General features: G+C 26.8%; 5 protein-coding genes. 1 reads left to right on the forward strand and 4 read right to left on the reverse strand.

Features of this window, described 5'->3' with window-relative positions:
- Positions 1–85 precede the first annotated feature (85 nt).
- From hydF to hydE, 3 genes are read right to left on the reverse strand one after another with little or no spacing between them, the layout of a single operon-like run.
- Positions 86–1,273 (reverse strand): [FeFe] hydrogenase H-cluster maturation GTPase HydF, encoded by a 1,188-nt coding sequence (hydF, locus tag Q5F54_RS09415; protein ID WP_281539117.1) that lies wholly within the window; start codon positions 1,271–1,273, stop codon positions 86–88.
- A 9-nt stretch (positions 1,274–1,282) separates the two neighbouring features.
- Positions 1,283–2,659, reverse strand: a complete 1,377-nt coding sequence (gene hydG / locus Q5F54_RS09420) for a [FeFe] hydrogenase H-cluster radical SAM maturase HydG (protein WP_302334305.1) — start codon at positions 2,657–2,659, stop codon at positions 1,283–1,285.
- A 15-nt stretch (positions 2,660–2,674) separates the two neighbouring features.
- Positions 2,675–3,730 carry a [FeFe] hydrogenase H-cluster radical SAM maturase HydE gene (gene hydE / locus Q5F54_RS09425; protein ID WP_071120914.1) on the reverse strand — a complete coding sequence of 352 codons (1,056 nt, stop codon included), beginning with the start codon at positions 3,728–3,730 and terminating at the stop codon, positions 2,675–2,677.
- A gap of 465 nt (positions 3,731–4,195) precedes the next feature.
- On the opposite strand from hydE, the gene Q5F54_RS09430 reads away from it, so the two are divergent.
- A complete protein-coding gene (locus Q5F54_RS09430; protein WP_302334306.1) occupies positions 4,196–5,512 on the forward strand; it encodes a C39 family peptidase in 1,317 nt (438 codons plus the stop codon).
- Positions 5,513–5,537: 25 nt separating this feature from the next.
- On the opposite strand, the gene Q5F54_RS09435 is transcribed toward Q5F54_RS09430, so the two are convergent.
- Positions 5,538–6,449 (reverse strand): NAD(P)/FAD-dependent oxidoreductase (locus Q5F54_RS09435; RefSeq protein ID WP_302334307.1); only part of this gene is annotated, 912 nt, incomplete at its 5' end.

Raw genomic sequence — 6,449 nt, forward strand, 5'->3', positions numbered from 1 at the left:
GTAACTTCTTAAGAACCCTTTTTTTCTAGTGTACTTGACAAAGGGTCCATTTTATATTTAGGATACTCTTTTGTTATTTAATTTATTACTTAAAGATTTCTACACTTCTATCTAAGATACCTGTAAAATATGCTATAACTAAACCATAATTAGTTATAGGAACATTCTTTTCTTTACATAGATTAATTTTATTTATTACACTTTTTCTATTTACCATACATGCACCACAGTGTATTACCATATCATACTTTTCTACATCTTCATTGAAGTCATAACCTACTTTGTACTCTAAATTTAACTCTCCACCAGCAATTTTAGTTAACATCCTAGGTATTTTTACTCTACCTATATCTTCATGCGATACATTATGAGTACAACTTTCACATATTAATATTTTATTACCAGGCTTTAAATTCTTTAATTTATTTGCTCCTTCTAAAAAGTCGTTAAGCTCTCCTTTTTGTCTTGCAAATAATATAGAAAAGCTAGTTAAATTTATTTCTTTAGGAACTATCTTATCTACTTCTTTAAAAGCTTGTGAATCAGTTATAACTAAATCTATATTTTTAATTTCTTTTAATGCATCTTCAAGTTCTGTATCTCTTACAACGTAAGTTTTTATACCATGGTCTAAACAATCTCTTATAACTTGAACTTGTGGAAGTATAATTCTTCCCTTTGGAGCTTCAGAATCTATTGGTACAACTAAAACTACATTTGATCCATAAGGAAGTAAATCTCCTACTATGGGTTTGTCTTCTTCATCTTGTTCTAAAGACTTTATAAGTTCATCTTTTAATTTATCTATATTTTCATTATTTTTAGCTGATATAAAAAGTGGCTTATCAAAAATGTTATTTATATTACTTCTTTCATCATCACTTAATCTATCTAATTTATTTACAACAACCATGTGCTTTATGTTGTATTTATTAGCTTCTCTTTTCCACTTTTTATAAGTATCTACATCTAAATTTTTTCCATCTACTACATATATAGCAAAGTCTAATCTTTTTAAATATTCAAAGCTTTTTTTAACCCTTATTTCACCTAATTGGCTTTTATCTTCAAGTCCTGCTGTATCTATTAAAAGTACTGGCCCAAATGGAATAAGCTCCATTGCTTTTTGAACTGGGTCTGTTGTTGTTCCTTCAACATTTGATACTAATGATATATCCTGTCCTAGTATTTTATTCATTAATGAAGATTTTCCACTATTAGTGTTTCCATATATTCCAATATGTTTTCTATTTGCATTTGGAGTTGTGTTCATTTTTGCCTCCTAAAGATAAAAATCTCTTTGCCCTTTTTTCATTTTTTCCATACTTTCTTTTGTTAATGACTTTATATCTTCTCTTTCTATATTTTCAACTTCTTTATCTATTATTTCTAAAGACTTTTTATATAGTTCTTCATCACCGTAATCTAGAGTAAACTCAAGTAAAGTCATTAAAGCATTTGGTTCACAGACATATTTTATGTTACCTGATTTTGCTAGGCTCATAAATCTATCTCCTGTTCTTCCTTTTCTATAACAAGCTGTACAATAACTTGGTATATATCCATCACTTAATAATTCTTTTAATATTTCTATTGGACTTCTTTCATCATTTGTTTTAAATTGTTTAACTTCTTTACCTTCTTCTCTTTCTTTATATCCACCAACCCCTGTTGAAGAACCAGCAGATATTTGAGATACACCATATTTTAATAACTCTTTTCTCATCTCTGGTGTTTCTCTTGTTGAAAGTATAAGACCAGTAAAAGGAACTGCTATTCTAAGTATAGCAACAATCTTTTTAAACATTTTATCATCTAATAAATGTGGGTAGTTTTCTAAACTCACACCATTTGCAGGTTGAAGTCTTGGAACTGATATTGTATGGAATCCAACTCCAAACTTTTCTTCTAAATGAGCATTATGCATCATAAGGCCTAATACTTCAAATCTAGGATCTGCTAATCCAAATAAAACTCCTGCTCCAACATCATCAATACCAGCTTCCATAGCTCTATCAAAAGCAGTTAAATGATAATTATAATCTCCCTTTAATGACTTTGGATGCATTTTATCATATGTTGGTTTATGATATGTTTCTTGGAATAATATATAAGTTCCTATACCTTTTTCTTTAAGTAACTTATAATTTTCTACTGTTGTAGCTGCAATATTTACATTTACTCTTCTTATTTCACCGTTATTATTTTGTGTTTTATATATTGTATCTAAACATTCTAGTACATAATCTATAGGTGCATTAACTGGATCTTCTCCAAGTTCAAGTGCTAATCTCTTATGACCCATTTGTTCTAATATTTTTACCTCTTGAGCTACTTCATCCATTGTAAGTCTTCTTCTATTAAATTTGTTATCTCTTTTGTAGCCACAATAAACACAATTATTTACACAATAATCACTTACATAAAGAGGTGCAAATACAACAACTCTCTTTCCATATATATCTTTTTTTATTTCACCTGCTAAAGAATAGATTTCTTTTAGATCCTTTTCATCTTCTGCTTGAAGAAGTATTGCTATATCTTTATAATCTAATCCTTCTCTATTTTTAGCTCTATTTAATACTTCTTTTATTCGTTCGTTACTTGGATTTTTAGTTTCTTCAAGAATTTTGTATATATATTCATGATTTATAAACATTGCTATTTCCCCCTTTTATAATTTTTCTACAAAGTCTGGATTATCTCCTCTTGTTATCTCTATCTCAAATCCTACTTTCTTTAACTTTTCTTCTATCATCTTTTTATACTGAGCATCTTCATCTAATATATATGCTTTGTTATCATATAAAGAGTACTTTTTTCTAACACTCATTGGTGATAGATTAGGCATTATAACATTTCCTCCAGCCTTTAATCCCTCTTCTCTTCCATTTTCAGATATACTTGATAAAGCTGTTGTGGCAGGAAGTAAAACCTTCGGAAGTAATAATCTAACTATAGCTAAACATATAATAGTCTTTTCTAAACTTCCATGTTCATAATCTTTAAGAGGTGTATCTTTATGTGGTATAAATGGTCCTATTCCACACATAGCTGGTTCAAATTCTTTTACAAATAATAAATCATTAACTAAGTCTTCATTAGTTTGATTAGGTATTCCAACCATAAACCCAGCACCCGCTTGATATCCTATATCCTTTAAGTTCTTTAAGCACTTTCTTCTAATCTCAAAAGGTTCACCAGGATGTATATCTTCGTATAACTTTTTAGATGCACTTTCATGTCTTAAAAGATATCTATCAGCACCTGCATCATACATTTTTTTATAAGATTCATAACTTCTCTCTCCAAGAGATAATGTTATTGCATTATTTGGAAACTCTTTTTTTATAGATTTAATAATATCTACCATTACTTCATCATTAAAGTATGCATCTTCTCCACCTTGTAAAACAATTGTCTTATATCCTAATTTATCTCCTGCTCTTACACACTCTAATACTTCTTCCTTGCTTAACCTATACCTTTGTGCATTTTTATTTGTTCTTCTTAATCCACAATATAGACAATCTTTTTTACAAAAACTTGTCAATTCTACTAGCCCTCTTATATATACTTTATTTTTAAAATATTTTAGCCTAGTTTTATGAGCTTTTTCTATAAGTAGCTCTTTAGATTTAGAATCTATATTATCTAATAAATATAATAACTCTTCTCTTGATGCATTATTTTCATTATATAATTTATTTATAATACTTATAGTATCCATATCTTCACCTCTATTTCACTAATATTTAATTTAATACCCCAATCTGTAAATTAAAATTCATAACTCTATATAATTATTTTTTTAACCATGTAGAATAAAAAAATATTATCTATTTTTCATAACATTTTTGTAAATTTACACATATCCGTTATAATTTATTATACTAATTAACTTTTTATGAATAAAAATATTCTAATAGAAATTTTATCCATTCATTATATTTACTCCTGTATAAATAACTACTTTAAAACTTTCTATAATAACTACTTAAATTCCTATTTGTAAAATATAATTTTGTATAAGTATTATAAAATTCAAGGACTTTCCTATAATTTATAGAAATTTATACAAATATAAAAATTCAATTATTTATTAACAACTAAACTTATATAGTTCATCTATTTTAAATTTAACTAAGCATAGTTTTTATAGATTATCATTTTTTATTGTAAAGGAGGTTTTTCTATGAATGAAAATCTGTTTTTTATAAATACATATGAAGATTTTTTATTAGGTAATTTAGAAAATTTATCAATAGATAAAAATATAGGTACAGGTGCTATAGTTTTATCAAGTAACAATAATAAATACATAGAATATGGTATATATACTTCTCAAGTAATAAACCTAAAAACATTTAAAAGACTTTTAGTTTCATGGAATTGTGAAACACCTAAAGGTACATGGATTGAAGTTCAAGCACGAGCATTTATTTCTTATTATGATGATAATAAAAATTCTACATATGAATGGTCAGATTGGCTTTCTTTTGGTAAATGGGGGACTCATATAAAAAGAAGCTCTAAAAGTCCTGACTCACATCTTGCTAAAATTAGTACTGACGAATTTATAATTAAAGGTAACTATACAGATACTGCCTCTAAAATACAAATACGTGCACTATTGCATACCGAAAATACTAATGTAACACCATCAATAAGGCAATTTGTAATTTCATACAAAGATAACACCCCTCGTCTAAAGAGTATAGAAATTCCTTCAGATAAAATAATAGATGTTCCTTCATATTCTCAATATATAAGAGATAAAAATATAGTAAGTGTTATTTGTAGTCCAACAAGTATAACTATGTTGCTTAATAGAAGAAATGAAAACTTAATAGTTGAAGAAACTGCATGGTCTTGTTTTGATTATGACTATGAGGCTTTTGGTAACTGGTTATTTAATGTTGCATTTGCATCTAGTCTTGGATATGAATCTTTTGTTGAGTACGGTAATTTAAAAAGCTTAAAAAGAGAAATATATAGCGAATATCCAGTAGCTGTAAGTGTGAAATATACTAATGATATAAATAATTTAGAGTATCCTTACATAGAAAATGCTCCAATAACCACAGCTGGTCATATTTTAGTTGTTCGCGGATTTGAGAAAAAAGATGGTATTGATTATGTAGTTGTAAATGATCCTGCTGGTAAAAGCAACGAATCAGTAACTAGAAGATATAAGCTTAGCGAATTTGAAAGTGCTTGGCATAGAGGAAGCAATATTATGTATATAATACACGATAAAGAAGTTGAAATAAATAATAATCGAATAGAGGCTAGTTTAGAATTAAAAAATTTATATTCAGTTTTAGTTAATGATACTTATCTAGATTTAAGCTCTGATTTTGTAAAAACAATTCTTATAACTTATGATAATGGTTTAACTTTTGAATATTTAGTTCCATATAATAATCATTATCTAGCTTTAGAAAATAAAAATAAATGTGTTATATATATCATTGGAAGTGATGGCTTTACCTATGTTTGTAACTGTTAATAAAAGACTGTAGATAGTTAATTATCTACAGTCTTTTATTGTTTAAAGTTTTTAGTATGTCATAATTAGAATTGTATACACAATCATTGAACATAAAGCTTCCTATTTTTTTATTTTTCATAGAATTAAATATTGGATTTTTGTAGTTATATATTACTTTTTTTAGTTTACTTCCTTTTTTTATACTATTAGTAATATTATAAACTTCATAAGTATATTCATCTATAATATTTATATCTTCATTTTTTATAGCTTTAACAATTGTTTCTGAAGCTTTTAGACCAGATAAAACGGCAAAGTATATTCCTTCTCCTGTTATTGGGTCTACAAATCCAGCAGCATCACCTACTAGCAGTAAATTTTTGTCTTGATTTATAGGTTTATTTAGATATTGTCCAAATGGTATAAATGCACCTTTAAACTCACTTCTATCACAATTAATACCTACACTACTTAAAAATTTTTCAAATTCACATTTATAGTCTATCTTTTTATCATACTCACCTATGAATCCAACACTTAGATGGTTCTTTTTAGGAAATATCCAACCGTAACCATAAGGAAGTACACCATAGTACATAGACATTTTATCACTATTATAGTTTGTATTTATTTTATCTACATCTACTTGCAAACAAAACCCATTAGGCTTTATATCTTTATCAACTAAAGAACGCGTAATACCTACTGCCCCATCTGCTCCTATTATATATTTAAATTTTATATTTTGATTATCGTATAAAGTTATAATATTATTTTCTGTATCAATATTTTTTATTTTAGTATTTTCTAATAACTTTCCACCCTTCTTTTCGTAAGCTCTTACTAAATACTCATCAAATTCAAATCTATCTACTAAATATGTATTGCCTTTACATTCTATATCTGTTATGTACTTATCTTTTAAATATATACTTACGCTCTTACTAATTATAGT

The sequence above is a fragment of the uncultured Romboutsia sp. genome, assembly GCF_958366745.1.
Taxonomy (GTDB): Bacteria; Bacillota; Clostridia; order Peptostreptococcales; family Peptostreptococcaceae; genus Romboutsia; species Romboutsia timonensis.

What these genes read in the sequence shown, in the direction of transcription:
- hydF (WP_281539117.1), bottom strand. Translation starts at nt 1,273, where the DNA reads ATGAACACAACTCCAAATGCAAATAGAAAACATATTGGAATATATGGA.
- hydG (WP_302334305.1), bottom strand. Translation starts at nt 2,659, where the DNA reads ATGTTTATAAATCATGAATATATATACAAAATTCTTGAAGAAACTAAA.
- hydE (WP_071120914.1), bottom strand. Translation starts at nt 3,730, where the DNA reads ATGGATACTATAAGTATTATAAATAAATTATATAATGAAAATAATGCA.
- Q5F54_RS09430 (WP_302334306.1), top strand. Translation starts at nt 4,196, where the DNA reads ATGAATGAAAATCTGTTTTTTATAAATACATATGAAGATTTTTTATTA.